Genomic DNA, 24,928 nt, shown 5'->3' with positions numbered 1-24,928 from the left:
TCTATTAATGCGCGTGTAATTCCGCATTTTTTGCTAGCGCTAAACAACCTAATGTACCTGCGTTATCTTCTAAAGCAGGGGTCACAATATATTTATCTAGCTCTGGTGTTTTTACATAACCATTCAATAATTTCTTAAATGCTTGATGAACTTTCTCAACCATATGGCGTTGCTTCATCACGCCACCACCAAAGATAATAACATCTGGTGACAACATCAATGTTGTATTGTATGCACATTGCGCAATATAGCTAGCTTCAATTTCCCAGAATGGATCGTCTTCTGGAATATCTTGCCCTTTACGGCCATTACGTTTTTCAATAGCCGGTCCTGCCGCCATACCCTCTAAACAATTCCCATGAAACGGGCAACTTCCTGCAAAGTCATCGTCGGCATGCGGAACAACCATCATATGTCCCATTTCAGGATGACTAAAACCTTCTACAAAACGTCCTTCTTGCAATGCACCGCCGCCAACGCCAGTACCAATCGTATAATAAACCACACTAGAAAGCCCTTTACCGTTACCAAATACGTATTCACCATACGCCGCAGCATTTACGTCTGTTGTCCAAGCAACTGGTACATCAAAAGCAGCTTTTAATGCTCCGACAAAATCATAATTTTGCCATGCTAATTTCGGTGTTGATGTAATAAAACCATACGTTTCAGAATCTTGATGAATATCAATCGGTCCAAATGAACCCACACCAATTGCGACTAATTCTTCTTTATAGTTGTTAAAAAAATCAATTACTTGGGTCATTGTTTCTTCCGGAACAGTTGTTGGAAAACTCACGCGCTCCACGATTTCTAGTGATTCGTTTCCAATCGCACAAACAAATTTTGTGCCGCCTGCTTCAATTGAGCCATATAACATAATTTTACCCTCTTTCAATTATTATCTATTGCTTATTTTAAATAGAAAACGCTTAAATTACTAGTCTTTTTCAAAAATATATGAAAAATGCACAACATTCAGCAACGAACGTTGTGCATCTTTTTATGCTTTGCGTGCTAATTCCGTAATATAGTCAAAAAATAACGCATTTTCAGCATGATAAACTAATTCAACTGGACGACCTGTTTCGTTTCGCTCGGTTTTCCCTTGACTTACCCCCTCTGCAATCGCAATTGAACGGACCGTTTCTTTTTTCACGATTGCTTCATTCCCAAAGGTTGCAGCAGTCAACACATCCCATAAAAAATAAGTGGAATTGGTCTGGAAATGAACCAAAGGCGGAACAATCGCGTAGGCTTGTCCTAGGAAATCAATCCCTTCATATTTGCGATTTTGTGCCCACATATCACGTGTGTCGTTAGTTAATGGCACCATATTCGTACTTTCCAAAGCAACTAAAACAATTTCTAACTGACTTTCCCAAACTGTCACGACTGCTTCTGGATCCCAAAAAGCATTCCACTCCGCAGTACCATCATGTTCTGGTTCTTCGACGTTGCCTTTTTCCAAGAATGTTCCACCCATCCAGTACAATTTACCAATTTTCTCTTGGATCGTTGAATCGATTTGTAAAGCCCGCGCCAAATCCGTTAATGGACCAACAAAGACTAAATCCACTTTCTCTTCTTGCGCATGCAAGGTATCAATTAAGTGCTGATGCGCATGTGTCTCAACTAACGGCGTCTCAACTTTACCACTTTCATTCAAGATTGGTAAAGCATCGACTGTAAAGGCATGCATCCGCCAATCTTTTGGAAAGGGATTTTTAGGACGAGAATTAGAAGCCGCAACAGAAATAGTTTGCCCTCTGCCAAATTTATCAATAATCTTGCGACTTGCCGAAACAGCAGGTTCCAAATAACAATCGGCAGGTATGACCCCTACCCCCACTAATTCAACATCCTCCATCTGTAACATTAAAAACAATGTAACTAAGTCGTCTACGCCACCATCATGATTCAAATATACTTTTCTCATTTTCTTCTCCTTTTCACCAAGAATCGACACAGAAAATAAGACTCACTTTCTGTGTCGATACTATTCATTTTATTATAACGCATCTTTAACTGTAATTTCACCTGAAATAATTTTTTCACGCGCTTCTTTGACTGCCGCTTTTGCTTCGTCGGATAATTGACCATCCGTTAAACCTACACCATTTTCATCCAAACCATAGACAATATGTTCGCCACCAGGAAATTCATCTTTAGCTGCTTTTTCAGCTAAATCTTTCACTGCAGCCCCGACTTCTTTCAACGTAGATGTTAAAGTAAAGTTATCTTCTTTGCCATCTTTTTTGTAATTTCCTTCTTCTGTTTGGTCGCGATCCACACCAATTACCCAAACTTTCTCATCTTTTGTTTCATTCAATGACTTCGCTTCCTGGAATAAACCATTTCCTGTTGCTCCTGCAGCACCATAAATAATATCGGCTCCTTTGGCATAAATAGCTGAAGCAATGGTTCTTCCTTTATCAGGTGCAGAGAAATCTCCGGCATATTGACTAACAACTTTAATATCTTTACCTAACGCTTTCGATGCATCTGCTACCCCTTGTTTGAAGCCTGCTTCAAAAGCTTGGATTAACGAAATTTCCATCCCACCTAAGAAACCAACAACATCACTTTTTGTTGAATAAGCTGCTGCAACGCCCGCTAGATACGCTGCTTCATTTGATTTAAAAGTCGCTGACACTACATTATCTAAATCCTCAACCAATTCATCAACAATAACAAAATTCACTTCAGGATTAGCTGTCGCTTGTTCTTGAATAGCTGCTTGTAATTTAAAACCAATCCCGAAAATTGTTTGATAACCTGCGGTCAACGCTTGGTCAATATTCGGAATAAAATCAGATTCGCCAGATGATTGGAAGTATTGGTAACCACCATTTCCTTGTTCTAAACCATTTTCTTTCCCGTAACTAACCATCCCTTCCCATGCAGATTGGTTAAATGAACGGTCATCAACCCCATTCCCATCTGTAATTAACGCTACTGACGGTGCATCAGAAGCTGCACTACTTGAAGAAGAGGCACTTGAGTCAGTTCCTCCATTGCCACAGCCACTAAGAATGGCTAAGATTCCTGCTGTCGCTAACGCTAATTTTGCAAATTTGTTCTTTTTCATTATGATTGATTCCCTCCGAATAAATGCTCATTATATTTCGCTTTTTATATCAAAAGATAATTGTATTCTTTTATTTCTAGTCCAACAACAAATAAAACACGTACATTAACTTTCGATTACTCACTTATTATACATTTCAATTTTTGATTGTAAATATATTTTCTAACAAAAAACATCAAAATAAACACGAATGTTCGGAAAATAATCATTTAGTTTACTTTTTCCTATTTATAACCTAGTTAAAACACTCAATATTCAAAAAAGACGAACAAAAAAAGCCTATAGAGATTTTCACCTCTACAAGCTTTGTCTATATCAAATTAAGATGAACCACTACTTGCTGCTGCGTTGTCTGCTTTTACACGATCAATCGCAATCACTAAGGAAATAATCAGCTGCTCCATTTCTTCATCTAAGATTGTGACTTCATACGTATCGCCCCAAGTAAACCAGCGTTTGCTAATCACAGCCACTTCTTCGCCATGTGCATACACAGAAAAATCCATGTCCCACCAGTCACCTTCCACACGAATACCATGTGCAGAAATGTTATATTTCGCTTTAAAGAAAGTAAATTCTTTTTCCAACGTAATCATTTCTTCTCCATTCACCTCAACAAAAAATTTAGGCAAAAAAGAGAAGACTTTCTTTGTAATACTTCCAATTTCTCGATTGTGCGCATCCTGAATGGAAAAACGTTTAGGAATTTGCAAAAAACTTCCCTCAACATAGTAGCAAGCACGTTCTTGTTCATCAGTAATCGTAAATTTTTCCCCAATACTAAATACTTTCTGCTTAATGTATAGCTTTTTCATTTTTACGCCCCCTTATTATTCTCATTATCCCACGATTTATTTGCAAAATCATCCGTCTACGGATGGATTTCAGACTATAGAGTCAAATCGTTTTGGCACTATGTCATCTCTATCCAACTTTTCCAACGTTCTTCAGCGAGTAGTCAATCAATCTTTAAAGCTATCACGATCAAAACTTACCACAAAAAAACCAAGCAGCATATAAGCTACTTGGCTTTTAAAATGTTCTTTTAATATTTAAGCTGTTGCTTCTGGTGCGATGGCAGCTAAACGTGCAAGACGTTCTTCTGCTGAAATATTATTAGCAACCACATAACGATTGTTTTCACTTGCTGCACACTCATAACAACAAGCACCTAAATGTTTTGCTTCATTTTCTTCAGACGTTAGAATTTGACGGTTACATTCTGGATTTGCACAATTGATGTAACGTTCGCAAGGTGTACCATCAAACCAATCTTTCCCGATGACACGCTTGTCAACATGGTTGATGTCAACACTGATACGGTCATCAAAGACGTACATTTTTCCATCCCATAGTTCGCCTTGCACTTCGGGATCTTTACCATACATCGCAATACCACCGTGCAATTGCGCCACGTCTTCGATACCTTCACGCAATAACCAACCTGAGAATTTTTCACAACGGATACCACCGGTACAATACGTCACGACTTTTTTATCCATAAATTTCTCTTTATTTTGACGAATCCATTCTGGTAGTTCGCGGAAGCTACGAATATCCGGACGAACAGCGCCACGGAAATGACCTAAATCATACTCATAGTCATTACGAGCATCCAAAACAATCGTATCTTCATCTAATAATGCTTCTTTAAACTCTTTTGGATTTAAATATTTACCAGTTAATTCATGTGGATTAATATCATCTTCTAAGTTTAAAGCAACTAATTCTTTACGAGGACGAACAAACATTTTTCTAAATGCATGTCCTTCGGCTTCATCAATTTTGAACCAAGTATCTTTGAAACGTTCATCTGCATGCATGTGTTCCATGTAAGCATCAGTTGCTTCGACCGTACCTGAAACCGTGCCATTAATCCCTTCTTCTGCAACTAAAATACGACCTTTCAAACCGATTGATTTACAAAAATCTAGGTGTTCTTTAGCGAATAATTCAGGATTTTCAATTGTTGTGTAGTTATAATAAAGTAATACGCGATAGTCCATTTTTTGGTTATTCCTCCTTCAAGTCATACATTGTAGATTATATAAAATTTTTTAAGTGAAAACGAGTTTTTTGCTTGTTCAATACATCTCAATGATTTTTAGACAAAAGAATAGTTGCATTCTTCGTCATTTATTCTATTCTATTCTTAGTATATAGATAGTTATTAGGAGGCCTATTATGGATTCAAAAGAACTTTGGCACCGTATTCATCACCAACAACTTTATTGTTGCACCGATGAATCAATTGGACAAGAACAGATAAAACATCTAGATTTATTATTTGCTTACAATCAATTGCCCCCATCAAAACAAACAGAAAAACAAGCCTTACTAAAAGATATGTTCGCTGAAATTGGCGACGACTGTTATATCGAAACACCTTTCCATGCAAATTGGGGAGGAAAATTTGCACACTTTGGTCATCATATTTATGCTAATTTCAATCTCACCTTAGTTGATGATACAACGATTTACGTAGGAGATTACGTGCAATTTGGACCAAATGTCGTATTAGCTGCAGGTACCCATCCTATTGATCCTGAATCGCGCAAAAAACAAGCGCAATACAACTTACCAATTCATATTAAAGACAATGTTTGGATTGGTGCTAATACAGTGGTGCTTCCTGGTGTGACAATCGGTGAAAACTCCGTGATTGGAGCCGGCAGTGTGGTCACGAAAAACCTTCCTGCAAATGTTGTTGCTGTAGGTAATCCTTGTCGTGTGTTGCGAGAAATCAATGAACACGATCGAACATTTTATAATCAAGAAAAAAGAATCGATATCTAACGCTAACCATTTGGATGCTTGCAATCCCGATGGTTTTTTATTCCTCTGGAGGCGTGAAAATAACAGCCATCGTATGCAATTTTTGATTTACTTCTGAATTTTCTGAACGTGTTTGATACGGGCGAATAAGCTCATTCATTTTTATCGCCAGTTCTTGCAGTTCGGCTTCATTCACATAAATTGGTGATGCAGAAAATCCCGAGCCATCATGTAGAATGTCAATTGTCTCACGTTCAGCGTATGATTTAAATTCCGATAGTAAAGACATCATGAAACTATGGAACAATTGCAAATAACCAGCACCATTATTTTCGGTAATGATAGTTTGCACATCCGGTCCAAATGTTTCATTCAACGCATAGGTCTTTTCGACAACCGCACGTACTTTTCGTTCAGCCACCACTTTAATAATGCCAACTTTCGTTAATTGTTTGAGAGTACGATAAAGCGTTGCTTGTGGAATATCTGGTTTTAATTCCATGATTTCTTTGGCTGTGCAGGTTTTTTTTTGTTGTAAAAGAAAAAGAATACTACTTTTATTTGGGTTGATAAAACAATCCATCACTTCTTTGGTATCCATTTCAGCACCTCATTTATTTTTCTTATTGATTTAATATTATCAAAATGATAACATTAAATCAACACAGGGAATATTCTCCCAGAAAAGAGCTGATCTCATGTTAACAATTAACAACTTCAGTAAAACCTATCAAGGTGGCAAAAAAGCCGTCGATAATTTGTCTTTACAAGTAGACGCAGGTGATATTTTTGGCTTCATTGGTCATAATGGCGCTGGTAAAAGTACGACAATTAAAGCGTTGGTAGGTGTTTTGGATTATGAAGAAGGCGAAATTTTGATTAATCACCATTCCATGAAAAAAGAACCCGTCATTTGTAAACAACAACTCGCTTACATTCCTGATAATCCCGATTTGTATGAACATTTAACCGGTATTCAATATTTGAATTTCATCGCCGATATTTTTAATGTTTCTGGTCCCCTTCGTGAAGAACGTATAAAAAAATATGCGGAGCAATTTGAAATTACCGGCAATTTGGGCGATTTAATTTCTTCCTATTCACATGGGATGAAGCAAAAATTAGCGATTATTTCTGCTGTTCTTCACGAGCCAAAGCTGCTCGTTTTGGATGAGCCGTTTGTTGGTCTAGATCCTAAAGCCTCGATTGTTTTAAGAGAATTAATGCATGAGTTATGCCAAACTGGCAGTGCTATCTTTTTTTCAACGCATGTATTAGAAGTTGCGCAAAAATTGTGTAATAAAGTTGCAATGATTCATCAAGGAAAATTGGCTTTCTCAGGAAGCATGGATCAATTACTGACTGAGCATGCTGGTGAATCGTTAGAAGATATCTTTATGCAAACCCTACAATCCCACTAAGGAGGTGCTATCATGAACACAAGCAAACACCCCGCTCATTTAACTTGGCTATTAGTCAAAAATCGCCTGCTCGCACAGACAAGCTTAAACACGTTTCGTTATGAAAAAGATCCAAAGAAAAAGCGAAAAAAATTAGCTTTGATGCTTACAATTGTACTCGTTGCAATTATCCTCATTTCTTATATGATTGGGCTTTCCATTGGTTATGCGACACTTGGTTTAAAGAATCTTATCCCTGGATTAGCTTTATTATTATCAAGTCTACTCACGTTGTTTTTTACGATGTTTAAAGCGAATGGGGAATTCTTCGGTTTTAACGATTATGACGTCGTGATGTCGTTGCCTTTTTCAACGCGGACTGTAGTGAATAGTCGCTTTATTAATATGTATCTTTGGAATACCTTGTTTAGTTTGTTGATTATGTTACCAATGGGAGCTGTTTACGCATGGTATGCTCAGCCTGCTTGGACCTTTTATCCGATGTGGTTGTTGGGTATATTTATTGCCAGTTTGATTCCTACAACAATTGCCGCCATTTTTGGTGCTGGTATCACAGCGATTTCAGCAAAATTTAGGTATGCTAAGACAATGGCAACCGTTCTATCGTTTGCCTTAATTATCGTAATTCTTATTGGTAGCATGAGTTTAGGTTCAACAAATGTGCCTAAAGGGTTCATTGATAGCTCAGGAAATCTCGATTTAACTCAATTATCTTCAATGGTTTCACAATTATCTGATGAAATGGCACATTTATATCCCCCTCTTCGGCTATTTACATTAGGTGTTGTTGATGGGCAATTTATTGCTTACGCCTTGTTCTGTTTGGTTTCTATTGGTTGGTATGTCGGTTTTGTTTACTTACTTGCTTTACGCTATGAAAAAATCAATACAGCAGTGACTTCCAATTATAGTCGTAACAACTATCAATTGACACAACTGCATCAAAGTAGCATGATTGCTGCCATTTATAAAAAAACAATCTTGCGGATTCTTAAATCAACAATCGCTGCGACTAATTTGTTAGTCGGCTGTGTCATGGCAATTCTTGCTGCTGGTGCTATCTTTTTCGTCGGTCCAGAAAATGTCCTACAAAGTATGGGGTTTCCAGATGTACTACCAGTTGTAAAGAGTGCTGCTCCTTTTGCCATTGCAGCAATGATTAGTATGACCAATACCGCAGCTGTTTCACTAGCACTCGAAGGGCAAAATATCTGGTTGATTAAATCACTACCCATTCCACCCAAAACACTTTATGACAGTTATTTACTCGTTAATTTCACCTTTACAATACCGACTTCATTAATTTGTTCGCTCTTATTAAGTCTTACTTTGAAACCTTCTTTTTTAGAGACAGCTGTATTCTTCTTGGCACCTCTTGTATTCGTCATTGCGACGTCTGTCATTGGTATCATGATTGGTAATCGCTTCGCTTATTACGATTGGCAAGAAGAAACACAAGTCGTCAAACAAAGTATGATGAGCATGCTCGGTGGACTTGGCGGACTAGTTGTGATTGGTTTAAGTGGTTTCATTGTTACCAGTGGTGTTTTACCATTATCTCCATTCATACTAACAATTCTACTGACCTTCCTCATTGGTATCGCAGCCATTATTCTTTACACTAAAGAAAGTACGCGACCAATTAAAGAGTAAGTAAAAAGCACAAACAATCAAACTGTTTGTGCTTTTTCTATGCTCCTTGATAAGCAGCGACAAAAAACTCCGTCACGTCATCCATCGTCTCACCTTTTACCAAATGACGTTCCTCTGCGACTTGAAACATCAACGATTCTTCACTATGCTGTTCCACAAAGTTTGATACATGTTCAAAAGGAATCTTTTCATCCTCTGTCCCATGCCAAAAGAAAAGTGGTCGTTTCGGCAATTGAGTATACTGTGTCGCTAAATCATACGCAGGAATCCAACCAACTAAATCATCGTAATCTTTTGGCAAATGGTAGCCTCTTTTCGCAATATTTCGTTTCAAAGTTTCTTGATAGCGAATAAAATCAGGGGAGCCCATGACACATGCTGCCGCTGAAATCTCAGGGTGATGAGTCAACAAACCGCACGTTGTCATTCCGCCCATCGACACGCCTCCAACACCAATCCAATCACCTACTAAATCTAAATGCGTAAAAAATTCCAAAATAAAGGAAAACTCAAATAAATTCGTTTGAATACTTTGCCAAAAAGTCAGTGAAGGGATTGGAGAAACAGGATTTTTACGTTCCCCATGATTTAACGCATCTGGTAAAATGACACGAAAACCAGCTTTTGCTAATTTTCTCCCTTGCGTTAAAACTAATTCTTTTTGCGTCTGCCACCCGTGATAATAAATAATCAGTGGTAACTTCTCGTACATTTGTTCTTTCGAAACAACTTCCAATAATGGAATTGTCCCAACCATCCGTCGTCTGACTTCAATTTTCATAGACTAATCATCCTCCATGAATGATTATAAAGGATAGCTAAAAAATGTGCTTTGTTGGTGATTACTCTTCCAACTCCTATTCAGTTTCAATGATGTCAATAACTTTCATCAAGCGCGTTAAGTTGGAACGTTCCCCTTCAGCTAACGTTCGTTCAATATACGCAATTGTTTCCGTTAATTTAGGAATCGTCATATATTCTAGCGCATTGACGCGTCGCCTTGTGCGCTCGATTTCATCTGCCATTAATTGACAGGTTTTCTCAATTTCTGCCAATTGCAACATTTGAGGTAAAACTGTATTCAAATGACTTAGCGAAACATCTAGCTCGCTAGTAGTACTCATAAAACCATAAGAAAAGTTTTCCTCGCCTTGCTCTTCTTCATAAACTTCATTCAACACTGGTACGTCCATATTCATAATTGTTTTGCTTTGAACATCCAATGAAATCGTATTTAAAGGAATCGCAAAGGCTTCTTGGAGCACATGATCTGGAATGCTACTCGAAGCTAGTACATATTTCTCCATGCCATCTTGTATCGCTTGTTCCATCTTTTGGCGGAGTGTTTGATTCTTTTTGACTAACAGAATAAATTGTCGTACTAGCTCATCTTGTTTATCTTTTAATAGCTTGTGCCCTCGGGTAGCAGTCGCTAATCGTTTGCGTAAACGACTTAATTCCATTCTCGTTGGATTTACATTCATGATTGCCATGGTTCAGCCAACTCCTCTGTCGGGAGATACTCTTCAATATACTCTTCCTTAATCCGACTTAATTCTTCTTTCGGTAAAGTTGCTAACAATTTCCAACCTAAATCTAAAGTCTCCTCAATGGTCCGATTGGTATAAAACCCTTGATTCACGTATTCTTGTTCAAATAAATCAGCGAAACGAGCAAATTTTTTGTCCACATCAGACAGCGCTGATTCTCCTAAAACAATCGACAATTCTTTCGCTGCTTTTCCATCCGCGTAAGCAGAATAAATTTGATTCATCGTAGACGCATGGTCTTTTCTCGTTTTGTCTTCACCGGTCCCTTTATCTTTCAAACGCGACAAACTTGGTAAAATATCAATCGGTGGATTAATGTTTCGTTTGTCCAACTCTCGAGATAAAATAATTTGTCCTTCAGTAATATAGCCAGTCAAATCAGGAATTGGATGGGTTTTATCATCATCGGGCATTGTTAAGATTGGAATTTGAGTAATCGACCCTTCCTTGCCAACCAGACGTCCTGCACGTTCATACAAGGTTGCTAAATTTGTATACAAGTAACCAGGATATCCACGACGACCAGGAATTTCTCTGCGAGCAGCCGAAATTTCACGGAGTGCTTCACAATAATTGGTCATATCTGTCATAATCACTAACACGTGCATGTCTTTTTCAAAAGCTAAATATTCTGCAGCCGTTAATGCCATTCTAGGGGTCGCGATTCGTTCAATAGCAGGATCATTCGCTAAGTTTAAAAACAATACAGAACGATCCAGCGCACCTGTTTTACGAAACTCTTCAATAAAAAATTCAGACTCCTCAAAAGGAATACCAATAGCTGCAAAAACTATCGCGAAATTGCCTTCTTGACCAGGAACGGTCGCTTGTCTAGCAATTTGTGCCGCAATTTCATTATGTGGCAATCCTGATGCAGAAAAAATAGGTAATTTTTGCCCACGAACGAGTGTATTCAAATGATCAATAGTCGAAATACCTGTTTGAATAAATTCATCTGGAAAGTCACGAGCCATTGGATTAATTGATTCACCGTTCACATCTAAGCGTTTTTCAGGAATAATTCGTGGACCATTATCTTTAGGTTGCCCTAAACCATCAAATACACGTCCTAACATATCCGGAGAAACGCCTAATGTTAATCCGCTGCCTAGAAAACGAACCTTGCTTTCTTCAGCTCCCAAATTACTTGTTCCTTCAAAGATTTGGACAACTGCCTTATCTTCAGAAACTTCTAATACTTGTCCACGGCGAACGTCACCACTATCCGTACGAATTTCGACCAATTCATCAAATTTAACGCCACGAACATTTTCTACTACCATCAAAGGACCGGCAATCTCCGAGACCGAGCGATATTCTTTTAACATCAGTTCATTCCTCCCTTCTCTAATATTTCTTGCATGGTTTTTTGAATTTCACGATGGAGTGTATCTAAGCGTTCTACTTCGTCTTCTGGAAAATATTTACTACGTGCGATTTTTTCTCGCAAACTAACCGTGCCTTTAATAATTTCATCAACGTACGCGCCTAATTGAATCGCTTTTTGAGCTTCGTGATGGAAAGACAAAATATTGGTCAACATTTTAAATTGCTTTGTTCTTGAGGTAAATGTATCGACGTCATCAAAGGCATTTTGTTGTAAATAGTCTTGTCGTAAAGAACGTGCTGTAATCATAGTTATCCGGTCTTTTTGAGACAGTGAATCAATCCCAACTAACTGCACAATTTCTTCTAAACGACTTTCCTCTTGTAAAATTGCCATCGCTTCTCCGACTTGTTTGGACCACTCTTCTCCCAAGACGCTATCTAAATACTCGTTCATAGTGTCTTCATATAATGAATACGAAGTAATCCAATTAATGGATGGGAAATGACGTTTTTGTGCTAAGAGGCTATCCAAAGCCCAAAACACTTTAACAATTCGTAACGTATTTTGAGTCACGGGTTCTGAAATATCGCCACCTGCTGGCGAAACTGCGCCAATAGCCGTGATACTTCCTTCTCTAGGAGTGCTACCGATAGTTTGGAAACGTCCCGCACGTTCATAATATTCTGCAATCCGACTCCCTAAATACGCAGGGTAACCCTCATCTCCAGGAATTTCTTGCAAACGGCCACTCATTTCACGAAGCGCTTCTGCCCAACGAGAGGTAGAATCTGCCATGATGGCTACGCTATAGCCCATGTCACGATAGTATTCTGCAATCGTTATGCCTGTATAAATCGACGCTTCACGAGCGGCCACTGGCATATTCGAGGTATTCGCAATTAAAACCGTTCGCTCCATAATTGATTCACCCGTCTGCGGATCAATTAATTCAGGAAATTCATTAATCACGTCTTTCATTTCGTTGCCGCGTTCCCCACAACCTACGTATACAACGATATCGACATCCGCCCATTTGGCAATCTGATGTTGCACCACAGTTTTTCCTGCGCCAAAAGGTCCTGGTACCGCTGCTGAACCACCTTTAGCAACTGGGAAAAACGTATCGATAACACGTTGTCCTGTCACTAACGGTACACCTGGTTTTAATTTATTACGAAACGGTCGTGGCATTCGAACAGGCCAACGCTGCATCATCGTAATTTGCTCTTGTCCGTTATCAGTATCCAACACACAAATGGTTTCTGTAATGCTATAATTACCAGCTTTGATATCAACGATTGTCCCTTTGAGATGCGGAGCAATCATAATGCGATGTTCAATAGCTTTTGTTTCCTGAACGACACCGATAACATCTCCGGCTTCAACGTAATCTCCGATATTTTTTTGTGGGACAAAGGTCCATTTTTTTTGCCAATCAAGAGGGTCAATTGAGACCCCACGTTCTAAAAAGTCACTTTCGGTTTGTGCCATAAATTTATCTAACGGACGTTGAATCCCATCAAACATTTGTGTTAATAGACCCGGAGCCAACTCAACTGACAATGGCGCACCCGTTGTCTCAACAATTTCTCCTGGTCCAATCCCAGCAGTTTCTTCATATACCTGAATAGAAGCAACGCCTTTTTTTAATTCTATAATTTCTCCGATTAATCCTTTTTCACTTACTTTACAGATTTCATGGATTTTTGCGCCTTGAAGTCCGTGAGCAGTAACTAATGGACCGGAAACTTTTGTAATTGTTCCTATCGCCAAAAAATCGCCTCCTACTAACTGCTTATCAATCAGTCATCTAATATATTCATTCCTATCGCCTTTTCAACATTTTTTTGAATACGGTCCATTCCGATTCCTAAACTACCCGTACTACTAGGAATTGGAATGATCGCTGGTGTTGGACGATCATCGAATAAGGCAATGGTTTCTTCCAGTTGCTCTGTCAAACGTTCCGTAATAAAAATAACTCCATAATCCTCAGACATTTCCATGACTAACAAACGGGCTTGTTCTAAATTAGTTACTGGAAATACATCTATGCCCAAACCTTGGAAGGGCAAAATCGAATTTTTTCCACCTAACATTCCAATTTTTTTATACATACGTCTCACGCACCCGACTTCTTAAAATCTCTTCTGGTATTTTATTAATTTTCCCAATCAATAAAATACGTAAATTTTTAATTTCTATTTCTTTGGCGTAGATATACCCCATCATCGCCCAAGGTCCAAATGGAATAATTTTTTGTTCTTTTAAGCGTGCCATTAAAAAATTATCTTTCCACAAGTCAAAATCATTCAATGTTTTCTTCGTAATTATTTCTTCGTAACTACTATCAATCAGTAGTTTATAAGGAGTCTCTTGTAGATAAGTGACAAAGTCATCCAACGATGAACTAATGGTTTCGACTAGTTTGTCGACGGGCAAGGTTCCTCCTTCAGCTAGTACGGCTGTAATAAACCCTTTGTGACGTCCCATCAAATGACTCCGCAAAGCGGTTGAAATATTGAACACATCAATATTTCGTCGAACGAGCAACTGAAAGTCTTCATTCCCATTTGCAATTGCGCTTAAATGTTGCCAGTAATGATTATCAAAAATAATATCTAAGGCATGATGTTCATGATACCCCTCTATATATTGAAAAATTTCCTGCATGCACGCATTCATTTGTTCATGGACATGCTCACTATGACGAACCTTAACCAATTCTTTTAATGTAGACAGAGGGACTGAACCATAAGGGACTAACAAAGAAGATAAATCTTTGTCTATCAAAACTTCTTTCACGAATACTTTTAGATTTTGATAATCATATTTTAATGAAAATAAATCAATCACTTGACGATTTGGTGAGATCTCATAAAGGTTATCGTAGACACGTTTTTGCTCTGCTAATAATAGTTGTTCAAAATCATGAACAGAGGTATTTTCTTCAATAAAATCCCCATAGGGTGTTTCTTGCAAAATACTCAAAATCTCTTCTGCTTGTTGCACAGCAAACATTCTTTCATACGTGTTCTTATGAAGTAATTTCTCTTCATATGTTCGAATGCGGGTATTAATGGTATTAAATTGAATATCTTTCACCTTTGTCCCTCCCTCATTCTTCAAATATTAATTGTAGTAATTCATTACTCAACTCTTCTTCTGAAGCATTTAAAATCGCCTCAAAAATAAAGTTAAACTCTACTTCTCCTTGACGTAATAAGAATCCACTACGGCGTGGAATAACTTGCTTGGCAACAGTAAGTTGAATATCTGGCAATAGTTCTTGTTGCCAGGCAGCAATTGTTTTTTCTGTTGCATAATGCTGACTTTCTTCTCCAAGCACTAATTCCATTTCGCCTTCTAGATTCGTCGCTTTAATATTTCGTAAAACAAAATCAGTAAAATCTGTGGCAGACAACTGTCTCAGTCTGTCTTTTGCTTCTGCAAACAGCTCGTCTAAAACGATTTGTTTTGTAGCCAACAATTTGCTCCGAGACTTCACATGTAAATCCGAGACTTTTAAACTTAATTCTGCTTGTATCTCTTTTTCAGCTCGTTGTAATTGTTCTTTCATTTGACGTTCTATTTGCTGTTGCTGTAACTTTTCTTGTTGCTGAATCTCTTTTTCTCCAGCTTCCAACATTTGTTGTCGCTTTACTTGGGCATCTTGGATAATTTTGCTGGTTAATTTTGTAATATCCGACATAAAATCCCTCCTAATTCATAACAAGCAAGAAGGAAATAACGAAGCCTAGAATGCCATAGGTTTCCATCATCGCAACATAGATAATTCCCTTAGTCACATGCTCTGGTTTTTTCGCTAAAATCTGCATGGCAGCACAAGCGGCACGCCCTTGATATTTCCCAGCAGCAATAGCTGTAAAGGCAATTGGTAAAGAAGCTACAAATAAAAATAATCCTCGTTGTAGCGTAATGTCACCTGTGATTTGTAAAAAAATCATGAAAGAAATAACGAAACCATACAATCCTTGCGTTGCTGAAAGTAATTCTAAAATCAATGCTTGCCCAAATTTTTCCGGTTGCTCGGCAGTTAATCCTGCGGCAGCTTCGGCAGTTAGTCCAACCCCGATTGTTGAACCAATTCCGCCACAAATTGTTGCTGTTGCAACACCTAAAGCCGCAAATATTAACCCACCATTTTCATAAAAAAACGTAATCCAATTTTCCATCTATTCTTCCTCCTGCTGTTGTTTTTCTTCCGAAATTACTTCGACGTATTGTTCACTTGATTTTAATGGTTTGAATGCTCGCCCTCCTCCGTTAAAGAATTTTCCAAAGAATTCAAGATACTGTAGACGGATTCCGTGAACATAAGCACTCAAGAAGCTCAAGAAAATATTTAATCCATGTAATACAAAGAACAAAAGAATCCCTACAGTAAATCGTGCCGGCAATGGCAAATAGCTAATAATCAAGTTAAAGGCAGCTGCAATACTTCCTCCTGCAACGCCCAGCGCCATTAACCGTGTGTAACTAATTAAGTCACCTAAATAGGAGGTCACATCCATTAAGCCATATAAACCAGATCCTAGTTTTCCAACAATCGTCTGTCCATCTAAGCTACCACCAATAACAATGGCTACTAAACTAACAATCAGTCCAATGAAACCAATTTCTTGTAATGGTCCATCTGGGAACACCATCATTCCTAAAACAATCATTAAGGCACTAAGCAAGAAAAAAATCCATGAGCCCGATTGAAAAATCGCTCGCAATTTGTCGGCTTTTTTCTGCCATAAAATATAAAATTTCAATAATAAACCAAACATCACTTGGAAATAACCAAAAATAACCGATATCATCAAAATTTGTGTAATATCATTGTTGGTTGATAATAATTGGAAAGAAAACTCAAATCCAAAAATATTACCGTAAATTAATCCCCATAACATCGTTGGCACTGCACAAATTTCAAAGAAGGTTAAACTTTGCTGCATACTCGGTTTGAAATGAAACACTCGTTTGGCCAAAAACGTCGCCAAAAATAATAATAAACCATAACCAAAATCAGCAACCATCATCCCAAAGGCCAATGCATAGAACGGCGCCATCAATGGTGTTGGATCTAACTCATTGTACTGTGGCAAGCTGTACATTTCTACAAGACTTTCAAACGGCTTAACTAATGGACCGTTTTTTAGAAGAACAGGAACGTTTTCGCTCTCTTCCATTTTTACTTCTTGGAACTCTAAAAAATACTCGCTTCCAACGACAGATTCAATTCGCTTAATGAAGGCTTCTGCTTTATCAACTGGGAGCCAACCTGATAAATTAACTGTATAATTGGAGGTTAATAAGTGTTCATTACTTTGCATGCGCATTAATTGGCCATCAAGGTATTCAGCAACTAAACCGAACGCCTGATAATCTTTTCGCATGTCACGTAATTCTTTTTTCAATGACGTTTCTTCATCTACCAATATGGATGCTTGCTCTTTGACTTGTTGCAAGGCTTCAGATGGTAATCCTTCAAATGGATAATGGTATTCTTCAAAACCAGCACTACGTAATAAATTGCCAGTTTTTTGCCGACTGTCTTTGTGGCAAAGAATGAGAAGATAAGTTGTTGTAGTTGTTTGGTGGACCGTTTCAAGATATACATTTGGAATATGCGACATCTCTTGCGTTAAATTGGAAAGTTCAGTATTAGGAATCGTTCCTAACATGCCTGTTGCTTGATTAAATGTGGTGAGTATTGCCGGGCGTTCATCGAAATAACGCCAAATGTTTAATTCATTTTCTTGCTCAGATAGTTCCCTTCGTTCTTGTTCTAAGAGACGTAATCGCTTATCGATTGTCCTGAGTCGTTCATATATTTGTTGCCAGTCATATTGCTGCATGTGTTCCGCTAACTGGCGAAGGGTATAACGTTGCAGTGGTTGCCTAAGTGATTGCATCATGCTAAGTTTTGGGAGATATTGATTTAAAAAACTTCTCGCCCAAGTCACTTGACCAATCTGTAATTCAACTTCTTCAATCAGTGCATGCGCCTGTTTTTTTGAAAAAATAGTTTGTGGTTCGTCATAATAATTCTCTGCTGAAAATAATTCCACTGCTTGAAAATCTTGAAATGTTTCTAATAGTAATTCTTGATAAGAATAAAAAGTAATTAAATTAAATTTTTGCATTTTTACAATTGCCATCTCAACTCACAACCTTATCCATAATGATTTTGAGGGCTTTTTCACGTAATTCAGGTGAAATTGTGCGTAACCTTTCAACTTCTGTTTGCGTTCGTTGCATCAATGGTTCACGGATTACTTGAAATTCTGCTTCTTTTGTTTGCCGCAAGAGCTGTTGTTGCTTCTCGCATTGTGTACGTTGTTGCTCTTTAAATTGCTTCAATCGTTCTTGACTATCTGCTTTTTGGACACGTAATTCTTCTTCAGCAGAGGCAAGAAGTTCTGATGCTTGGTTCTCTGCTGCTATTAATTGCTGAATAGCATCCACACTCATCTGTACCCCTTCTTTCTGTTTCCGCTTTCAATCACTTATTTATTACTATCGGTCAATTCTACTCTTTAATAAATCCCCTAATGAAATTTTTCTCAATCGATTCCTTAGTACTTCCTCGCCTTCATGTAAGAATTGGAGTAAATTAGCTTCAATTTGTTTCCCTTCTTCATGAGGATAGACACGTTCAATTAAATGAGAGGTTTGAACATAGGAATCTTTGCCCTCTATCGCATAGAAAACATCCAATATTGATATTTCATCTAAGGAGCGTGCTAACTTAAAACCACCTCCTTTACTAACGCTAGAAAGAACCAGTTTTCCAATAACTAATTTTCGCAATGTTTTTTTCATATACGAATCCGAAATACTTAACCTACAACTAATCGTTGCACTTTTTATCGGTTTTTCATCGATTGATTCTGACAAAACAAACAGTATACAAATTGCTTCTTCTAAGCTATTTTTTAGTTTCATGACCATTTCTCCTTTTAAGGACAAATAATATCCATAAATAAATGATAGCGCACACATTAACTATCGTCAAGGATGTTTACGATAGTAATCATTTTTTCCTTCCTATATATAAAGAAAAAACAGTGATATCATTCGACATCACTGTTGGGCTTATCTTTTTCTTAAATACAATGATTGGCTGCCTGTTCGTTCATAGATTTCTTTTAGTTCGCCAATCTTTAGTTCTTTTTCTTTTTCTCCTAAAGGATCATTTACATATACTCGGTATTGATCCATGCCAACGATAACAACTGCATGAATTTTTTTAGGGACAGTTAAGATACTTGTCTCTGTTTCCCAAGTCTGATAATCTTTATTTTTAGGAATCTGCAGATTTTCGCTTGTTGCAATCCACACAGGGCGATTTTTTTGGACTTGTTCAAGAACCTCTTCAAACGGTGTTTGGCTACTTGACACCACTTGATAGCTGTCGCCAACGATTTCTTGTGCCACTACAGCTAAAGGATCCGCATAAACACCCAAAGCTTTCCCTGACTCTATGTTCCCAACAAACGCTTTTGTCGGATCACCATGAATACCATCCTCTGCCTCATAAGGAACGACAGGTAATTTCGCAGCCAATTCATTTTTACTTGTACCGATACGATAATAATTCAAAAGCATCGAAAGTGCCGTTACGCCACTCCCATTTTCTAACGCTGGTTCTGCCATTTGTTCTTCTAATGGAACATCAAATCGAATCGTCTTAATAAATTTGCGTGACCCATCTTCAGAAACTTCCTCACGAGGAATAATTACCATTTGATTGTCTTCGTTATAAACAGCTTCTTCATCATATTCTTTACTTGGTTCACGAAGCTCTACAATTTCTCCTGTAGAATCAGTGGTCTTCTCCGGTTTTGCATCTTTAGTCAGGTATAGATATGTTCCTAAACAAGTGCCGATAATAATCACTAGTGTAACTACACCAATAATGATTTTTTTCATTTTACTCCTCCTTGACTATCCAAAGAAGACTGAGTCGCTACGTGAGCAGCTCAGCCTATTATTCATAATCTTTATAGACTACAATTTCTACTCGGCGATTCTTCGAACGGCCTTCTGTTGTTTGGTTACTTGCTGTTGGTTGAGTATCTGCAAATGCTTGAATAGATACTTTATTTTGATTGATACCAGTTGTCTGGACTAAATAATTCATCACGGCAATGGCTCGCTTCGCACTTAATTCCCAATTGCTATCATTTGGATCAGGTACGTTATCTGTATGCCCAGCAACAACCACTTCTTTATTCAACTCTTTTACTTCCTTAGAAACAATCGTCAAATATTGTTCGACTGATGAACTTAAATCCGTACTCCCTGGAGAAAATAAAATACTATCTTCTAATGAAATATGAATGCCATCAGAACGCAGCGAAACTTCCACGTCATCTGCTAAATTTGCATCATCTAAAGCTGTTTTGATATGCTCGCGTGCATCAGCCATCTGTTGGTCTTCCAATTTTTGTGCTAGCTGAGCTTCCTTCGCTGATTCGCTAGCTACACTTCGTTCTTGCGCTGCTTGGTCTGAATTCGCAGGAACCATTTTGGTTTGACCCAAATCAACGACATTGCCTATCACCGAATTGCCACCACTCGTGCTAGAAAAGATGGTCCCAAATTCACTTCTAAATTCTTGAAACTTTTCTTCATCAACACGTGCCATGGCAAACATAACGATAAACAACGCAAGTAAGAGCGTCATCATGTCTGAGTAAGGAAGTAACCAACCTTCATCGGCATGTTCTTCATGCTTTTTCTTTCTTTTCATTGTTTATCACATCCTCTATTCATTTGGTGTACGTTTATTTGGTTCAATCAAACTAAATAGTTTTTGTTCAATCGTTTTTGGCGATTGACCAGCTTGGATACCCATAACACCTTCAATAATAATTAACAATGTTTGTACTTCTGCTTCTGATTTCACTGTCAACCGCGAACCAAAAGGAACTAAGATAACATAACCAAAGAAAATCCCATAAATTGTTGCAACGAATGCCGCTGAAATCATATGTCCCAGTGCATCCACGTCATTTAAATTTCCTAAGGCACCAATCAGACCGATAACTGCCCCTAATACACCCAATGTTGGTGCGGCAGCTCCTGCTGTTTTGAACATTTGTGCACCTACTCGATGACGTTCTTCAATTCCAGCAATTTCATTTTCCATAATTTCACGAATTTGTTCTGGATCGACACCATCGACGACCATTTCCAAGCCTTTTTTTAAAAAAGGATCTTCTAAGCTTTCGACACTACTTTCTAAAGCTAATAACCCATCGCGTCGTGCCAAATTCGCTAATTCCACAATATTACCAATAATTTTAGGTGCATCTTGTTCTTTATTTTTAAATAAGACACCAAAAATTTTAGGAAGACGTTTGATTTCACTTCCAGGAAACGAATTGACTAGTGCGGCGATAACCCCTACGAAAATAATAATTACCGCTGCAGGGTTAATTAAGACCAATACGTTTGCTCCTTTTACAATCATTCCCACAATTACTGAGAAAAAACCTAAAAATATACCAATTAATAAAAATATATCCATTTGCCTTGTCCTCCTGCTACAATTTACACGTTTGTTACTTTTATCGGCTTATTCTTTCTATTTTTTAAGAGATAACCACAAAAAATCAGTCCTTCTGAATCTTAAGCAACTAGAAGGACTGATGGTCTATTTAATTATTCGTTGAAATTTGTTTCCAAGCATCGGTCAATTCAGCTATTAAATGCTGTACTTCATCTAAGATTGCTGTATTTTTTTCCATATTTGCAATTACCAGACGGTCATACATAAATTCGTATAACTGAATTAAGTCTTGTGGAATTTGGCTATCTACTTCTTCATTAATTGAATAGCGTAATTCCATAATAATATCTTGTGCACGAATGATTTGTTCACTTGCTTGGACGATATTATTATTTTCAATGGCCAATTTCCCCATGCGAATTCGTTTAATCGCACCCTCTAATAACATCTCAATTAATTTATTTGGAGAAGCACTCATCACTTGGTTTTTCAAATAGTTGTCTTGGCTATTTTGATACATTATGGATTCTCCTTTCAATAATAAAATTCATAATCTGAAGAAATTGGTGGGGTATAAGCATGTGCCTTTTGCAAAGTTTGTTGCAGTTGCCCCATCTCTTTGCTAATTTGATTTTTTTGCTCTTGAAGTTGCTGCACTAATTGCTGATATTCAATGATTATTTGTTGAACTAACTCTTCATGTCCTACAAGATTATCTGGTTGTACTATCGCTAGTTTTTGCTCACATAGAACTAATAGCTCTTCAATTTCATCAATATTTTCAGGCCGCGTTCTAATTAACTCTAACAACTGTTCCAATACATCTTTCATCATCTGCTAGTTACTTCCCACTATTGAAAGAATCTACTTGACTAATCAACCATGACATTTGCTCTTGTGCTTGCATCATCGCTTGATCTAATCGTGTAAACATATCAACATAACGAGCTTTCTTTTGTTCTAAAACCGCATCTAAACGCGTAATTTGTTTATTTAAATCTTTGATGTTGGCTTCATACGTATCAAACTTAACCGCAAGAATTCCTTTGTTACCGGATTTTTCAGAAAGATATTTATCTGCAATGTCTTTTAAATCCACTGCATAACCTGACGTTTTGGTTTCTGTTCCAATTTTTTCTGATTTAAAAAAGAAATCTTTGACTGCTTCGGGATCTTTGGTTAGCATTTCATCGAATTTTTTTTCATCTAGTGCCAGTGTTCCTTGACGGTCGGTGATTGAAATTCCCAATTGATTTGCTTTTAATCCACCACCTACTGTATAAGCAGGTGCAACCATATTACGTAATTCTGACTGCAAACGAATCAAAGTACTATCACCGGCTAAAGCACCAGCATCTGTATTTTTATCTGAACTAGGATCGCCAACTTTTACTTTGTCATTAATTAAACTCATTAAGCTATTATACTGGGTAACAAAATCTTTAACTGCTGTTTTCATTTTAGACGTATCATTCGTTAGTGTTAATGACACATCTTTGCCTTCTTCAGTTGTTTGTAACAATTCAAATGTCACGCCTTCGATAACATCATTAACATTGTTTGACTGACGGGTAATATCAATGCCGTTTAAAACAAATTCAGCATTTTGTCCTTGCGTCGCTTTTGCCTCCGTGTCAGATAAACCTAATGAATTTTTCACACTACCTTCGACAGTAAAAGTCCGATCTCCTGTTTTTTTATCAGATAATACTAGTCGATTATCGACAATCGTTGCAGTAATATTTGAATTTTTCGTTTCTTTATTGATTTTGGCTGCCACATCTTTCAAACTATCACTTGAATCAATAGCAAAAGTAAACTCTTTCGCTTTTCCATCTGCATCTACTTCGGCCGTTTTCAAAGTTAATTTCCCTGAAGCTAACAACGCTTGATCATTAGACGCTAATTTAGCCCCTGTTAAGCTTGTTGATGTCGCTAATTGTTTGACTTGAACGCTGTATTTCCCTTCCCCTGCTGCTGCAGTTCCTGAAATTTTAACGCTTGCTTCATTGGATGAAGTGGCTTTTTTTGATTGAAAAGTGTCTAATTTTTGTAAGTCTTCGGTTTTTTTCAAGAAATTGTTTAAACGTGTTTTAATGTCACTCCACGCAGTTTTCTCTTTTTGAATATCTTCAATTCGATTTTGTGCACGTAATTTGGGAATCGCATCACCTTGTAATAGCTGATCGATTTGATCGGCACCGATACCTGAATATTGCCCTAAAATACTGCTAATTCCAGATGCTCCTGTAATACTTGCCATTATTTATCCCCTCTTTCTCTATGTAAATCGACTCTTAGTCTTCCTATCGGATACTTTTAAACAAATGTTAAGACCTATTAAGAAAAAAATGCAAAAAAAGAACCGACAAAAAATGTCGATTCTTTTTTTGCAACAAAATTATCCTTGTAGTAAACCTAATACACTGTTTGGCATAGCGTTTGCTTGAGATAACATTGAAGTAGCTGCTTGAGAAAGGATGTTGTTCTTAGTGAATGCCATCATTTCTTCTGCCATGTCAACGTCACGGATACGTGAGTTCGCTTCAGCTAAGTTTTCTTTTGTTGTTGTTAAGTTTTTAACTGTATGGTTCAAACGGTTTTGAGCCGCACCTAAGTCAGAACGTTGTGATGAAACAGTTTTGATTGCATCATCGATTTTAGCGATTGCATCAGAAGAATTTGTACGTCCTGGCTCATCGATTGCTTTGTTAAAGATTTCAACAGCTTTATCATAACCGCTTTTCGCTGTGTTGTACGTATCTTTTGCTGTATTGTAAGTTGTTTGTGCTGTTTCAAAAGCAGTTTGTGCAGCATCATCTTGTGAGCTTGCTTGGTAATCAGCTACAGCTTGATCGTAATCTGCTTGTGCTGTATCGAAATCTGCTTGTGCTGTATCAAAAGTTGTTTTCGCAGTTGCACGTGCAGCATCTGCAGCATTAAATACATCATCAGTTACAGATAGACGTACATCAGAATCTAAACCTAATGATTCAGCATCCATTTTGCCAATTTTAACTGACATTGTTTGACCACCGTTAGCACCGATTTGGAATGTGAACTCTTGGTCTTTAGTGTTTAATAATTTTTTCGTATTAAATTCAGTTGTATCAGAAATACGAGTAATTTCGTCTTTTAGCGCACCAAATTCTTTATCAATTTCTGCACGGTCTTCTTGACTTAGAGTTCCGTTGGCACCTTGGTTAGCTAAGTCACGCATACGACCTAGGATAGCATGAGTTTCGTTTAAAGCACCTTCAGCTGTTTGGATTAAAGATACACCGTCTTGTGCGTTACGAACAGCTTGTGTTAAACCGCCTACTTGGCCTTTCATTTTTTCAGAGATTGCTAAACCAGCAGCATCGTCTCCGGCTTTGTTGATACGTAATCCTGATGATAATTTTGATAATGAATCACTTTTCGCAGCATTTGCGTTAGTCAAACGACCATAAGTATTCATAGCAGAGATATTTGTATTAATTCTCATGTTTGTCTTCCTCCTAATTTTCAGTAAACTTGTTAAGGTTTCCCCTCTGTTGTATAGTATCGGCAAGTCCTTTTAAGAGTTTAATAGCTTTT

General features: G+C 37.6%; 27 protein-coding genes. 3 read left to right on the top strand and 24 right to left on the bottom strand.

The genetic code is table 11. The features are described from left to right. Positions 1-4: 4 nt before the first annotated feature. The 5 genes from scrK to trhO all read right to left on the bottom strand — a co-directional run bounded on the left by scrK (position 5) and on the right by trhO (position 5,097). Positions 5-880: a fructokinase ScrK gene (gene scrK / locus BAU17_RS11915; protein ID WP_161903047.1), complete on the bottom strand. Its 876-nt coding sequence runs from the start codon at positions 878-880 to the stop codon at positions 5-7. Positions 881-1,003: 123 nt separating this feature from the next. Then, a complete protein-coding gene (locus BAU17_RS11910) occupies positions 1,004-1,939 on the bottom strand; it encodes a nucleoside hydrolase (protein WP_161903046.1) in 936 nt (311 codons plus the stop codon). 72 nt (positions 1,940-2,011) lie between these two features. Further along, on the bottom strand, positions 2,012-3,091 hold the full coding sequence (locus BAU17_RS11905; protein ID WP_161903045.1) for a BMP family lipoprotein: 1,080 nt from the start codon (positions 3,089-3,091) through the stop codon (positions 2,012-2,014). A 320-nt stretch (positions 3,092-3,411) separates the two neighbouring features. Continuing rightward, positions 3,412-3,906, bottom strand: a complete 495-nt coding sequence (locus BAU17_RS11900; RefSeq protein WP_161903044.1) for an LURP-one-related/scramblase family protein — start codon at positions 3,904-3,906, stop codon at positions 3,412-3,414. Between the two features lie 237 nt (positions 3,907-4,143). Then, positions 4,144-5,097 carry an oxygen-dependent tRNA uridine(34) hydroxylase TrhO gene (gene trhO / locus BAU17_RS11895; RefSeq protein ID WP_161903043.1) on the bottom strand — a complete coding sequence of 318 codons (954 nt, stop codon included), beginning with the start codon at positions 5,095-5,097 and terminating at the stop codon, positions 4,144-4,146. A 178-nt stretch (positions 5,098-5,275) separates the two neighbouring features. Here trhO and BAU17_RS11890 point away from each other — a divergent pair, with 178 nt between their 5' ends. Beyond that, a complete protein-coding gene (locus BAU17_RS11890) occupies positions 5,276-5,887 on the top strand; it encodes a sugar O-acetyltransferase (RefSeq protein ID WP_161903042.1) in 612 nt (203 codons plus the stop codon). Positions 5,888-5,924: 37 nt separating this feature from the next. Here BAU17_RS11890 and BAU17_RS11885 read toward each other — a convergent pair whose 3' ends face one another. Beyond that, positions 5,925-6,467 carry a helix-turn-helix domain-containing protein gene (locus BAU17_RS11885; protein ID WP_161903041.1) on the bottom strand — a complete coding sequence of 181 codons (543 nt, stop codon included), beginning with the start codon at positions 6,465-6,467 and terminating at the stop codon, positions 5,925-5,927. A gap of 97 nt (positions 6,468-6,564) precedes the next feature. Between BAU17_RS11885 and BAU17_RS11880 the strand changes: the two genes are divergently transcribed. Both BAU17_RS11880 and BAU17_RS11875 read left to right on the top strand, forming a co-directional pair. Beyond that, positions 6,565-7,287 (top strand): ABC transporter ATP-binding protein, encoded by a 723-nt coding sequence (locus BAU17_RS11880; RefSeq protein ID WP_161903040.1) that lies wholly within the window; start codon positions 6,565-6,567, stop codon positions 7,285-7,287. 12 nt (positions 7,288-7,299) lie between these two features. Further along, complete coding sequence (locus BAU17_RS11875; protein ID WP_161903039.1) at positions 7,300-8,940, top strand: hypothetical protein; 1,641 nt, start codon at positions 7,300-7,302, stop codon at positions 8,938-8,940. 37 nt (positions 8,941-8,977) lie between these two features. Here BAU17_RS11875 and BAU17_RS11870 read toward each other — a convergent pair whose 3' ends face one another. The 18 genes from BAU17_RS11870 to BAU17_RS11785 form a co-directional block, all read right to left on the bottom strand. Continuing rightward, positions 8,978-9,721: an alpha/beta fold hydrolase gene (locus tag BAU17_RS11870; RefSeq protein WP_161903038.1), complete on the bottom strand. Its 744-nt coding sequence runs from the start codon at positions 9,719-9,721 to the stop codon at positions 8,978-8,980. Between the two features lie 76 nt (positions 9,722-9,797). Next, on the bottom strand, positions 9,798-10,433 hold the full coding sequence (locus tag BAU17_RS11865; RefSeq protein WP_161903037.1) for a V-type ATP synthase subunit D: 636 nt from the start codon (positions 10,431-10,433) through the stop codon (positions 9,798-9,800). Then, positions 10,421-11,818, bottom strand: coding sequence for a V-type ATP synthase subunit B (locus BAU17_RS11860; RefSeq protein WP_161903036.1), 1,398 nt, complete (start codon positions 11,816-11,818; stop codon positions 10,421-10,423). The genes BAU17_RS11865 and BAU17_RS11860 overlap by 13 nt, the downstream gene beginning before the upstream one ends. Beyond that, the gene (locus BAU17_RS11855; protein ID WP_161903035.1) at positions 11,818-13,593 is read right to left on the bottom strand and encodes a V-type ATP synthase subunit A; all 1,776 of its coding nucleotides are present in this window, start codon (positions 13,591-13,593) and stop codon (positions 11,818-11,820) included. Before BAU17_RS11855 ends, BAU17_RS11860 begins: the two co-directional genes overlap by 1 nt. A gap of 29 nt (positions 13,594-13,622) precedes the next feature. After that, positions 13,623-13,937, bottom strand: a complete 315-nt coding sequence (locus BAU17_RS11850) for a V-type ATP synthase subunit F (protein ID WP_161903034.1) — start codon at positions 13,935-13,937, stop codon at positions 13,623-13,625. Then, on the bottom strand, positions 13,930-14,925 hold the full coding sequence (locus BAU17_RS11845) for a V-type ATP synthase subunit C (protein WP_161903033.1): 996 nt from the start codon (positions 14,923-14,925) through the stop codon (positions 13,930-13,932). Before BAU17_RS11845 ends, BAU17_RS11850 begins: the two co-directional genes overlap by 8 nt. Positions 14,926-14,938: 13 nt before the next feature. Continuing rightward, on the bottom strand, positions 14,939-15,532 hold the full coding sequence (locus BAU17_RS11840) for a V-type ATP synthase subunit E (protein WP_161903032.1): 594 nt from the start codon (positions 15,530-15,532) through the stop codon (positions 14,939-14,941). 10 nt (positions 15,533-15,542) lie between these two features. Then, entirely contained in the window at positions 15,543-16,016 is a 474-nt protein-coding gene (locus BAU17_RS11835; RefSeq protein WP_161903031.1) for a V-type ATP synthase subunit K, read from the bottom strand. Further along, complete coding sequence (locus tag BAU17_RS11830) at positions 16,017-17,990, bottom strand: V-type ATP synthase subunit I (protein WP_161903030.1); 1,974 nt, start codon at positions 17,988-17,990, stop codon at positions 16,017-16,019. It lies immediately after the preceding gene. A 1-nt stretch (position 17,991) separates the two neighbouring features. After that, positions 17,992-18,303, bottom strand: coding sequence for a hypothetical protein (locus BAU17_RS11825; RefSeq protein ID WP_161903029.1), 312 nt, complete (start codon positions 18,301-18,303; stop codon positions 17,992-17,994). A 45-nt stretch (positions 18,304-18,348) separates the two neighbouring features. After that, positions 18,349-18,777, bottom strand: coding sequence for an RrF2 family transcriptional regulator (locus BAU17_RS11820; RefSeq protein WP_161903028.1), 429 nt, complete (start codon positions 18,775-18,777; stop codon positions 18,349-18,351). A gap of 150 nt (positions 18,778-18,927) precedes the next feature. Then, the gene (locus tag BAU17_RS11815) at positions 18,928-19,764 is read right to left on the bottom strand and encodes a C39 family peptidase (RefSeq protein ID WP_161903027.1); all 837 of its coding nucleotides are present in this window, start codon (positions 19,762-19,764) and stop codon (positions 18,928-18,930) included. Between the two features lie 58 nt (positions 19,765-19,822). Beyond that, positions 19,823-20,587, bottom strand: coding sequence for an OmpA/MotB family protein (locus BAU17_RS11810; protein WP_161903026.1), 765 nt, complete (start codon positions 20,585-20,587; stop codon positions 19,823-19,825). 15 nt (positions 20,588-20,602) lie between these two features. Continuing rightward, positions 20,603-21,367, bottom strand: coding sequence for a flagellar motor stator protein MotA (gene motA, locus BAU17_RS11805; RefSeq protein ID WP_161903025.1), 765 nt, complete (start codon positions 21,365-21,367; stop codon positions 20,603-20,605). A 130-nt stretch (positions 21,368-21,497) separates the two neighbouring features. After that, positions 21,498-21,869, bottom strand: coding sequence for a flagellar export chaperone FliS (gene fliS / locus BAU17_RS11800; RefSeq protein ID WP_237579123.1), 372 nt, complete (start codon positions 21,867-21,869; stop codon positions 21,498-21,500). 14 nt (positions 21,870-21,883) lie between these two features. Continuing rightward, the gene (fliT, locus tag BAU17_RS11795) at positions 21,884-22,183 is read right to left on the bottom strand and encodes a flagellar protein FliT (protein WP_161903024.1); all 300 of its coding nucleotides are present in this window, start codon (positions 22,181-22,183) and stop codon (positions 21,884-21,886) included. 7 nt (positions 22,184-22,190) lie between these two features. Then, positions 22,191-23,612 (bottom strand): flagellar filament capping protein FliD, encoded by a 1,422-nt coding sequence (gene fliD / locus BAU17_RS11790; RefSeq protein ID WP_161903023.1) that lies wholly within the window; start codon positions 23,610-23,612, stop codon positions 22,191-22,193. A 138-nt stretch (positions 23,613-23,750) separates the two neighbouring features. Next, on the bottom strand, positions 23,751-24,836 hold the full coding sequence (locus tag BAU17_RS11785) for a flagellin N-terminal helical domain-containing protein (RefSeq protein ID WP_161903022.1): 1,086 nt from the start codon (positions 24,834-24,836) through the stop codon (positions 23,751-23,753). Positions 24,837-24,928: the final 92 nt, after the last annotated feature.

The organism is Candidatus Enterococcus willemsii, from assembly GCF_009933335.1.
Taxonomy (GTDB): Bacteria; Bacillota; Bacilli; order Lactobacillales; family Enterococcaceae; genus Enterococcus_F; species Enterococcus_F willemsii.
This window is presented reverse-complemented; position numbering and strand designations above follow the sequence as displayed.